Consider the following 235-nt stretch of genomic DNA (forward strand, 5'->3'; position numbering starts at 1 on the left):
GTTCGTGTGGGGCGTGGCCGAGTGGGCGTACGCGGCGGCCGAGGCTTCGCCGTTCAACGCGATCTGCGGCCGGCTGGCCGACGAAGTGCTGAGCCCGCAGTTCGTCCCGTCGCGCTTCAGCGAATTTTCCCGGCAACTGCACGCCGACATGATCGAGGCATTGCGGCTGCTCGATCGCGACGGCGTGTTCGGCACGGGCGATGACCGGGCGGCGATCACGCTGTTCGTGTCGATC

The 235-nt window shown here is 68.1% G+C and carries 1 protein-coding gene; it reads left to right on the forward strand.

Features of this window, described 5'->3' with window-relative positions:
* Positions 1 to 235, forward strand: a 235-nt coding sequence (locus AAEY68_RS21710; RefSeq protein WP_350586901.1) for a DUF4303 domain-containing protein, incomplete at both ends; no start/stop codon positions are given.

This window comes from Pseudoalteromonas sp. RB2-MNA-CIBAN-0110 (assembly GCF_040309305.1).
GTDB lineage: Bacteria > Pseudomonadota > Gammaproteobacteria > Enterobacterales > Alteromonadaceae > Pseudoalteromonas > Pseudoalteromonas arctica.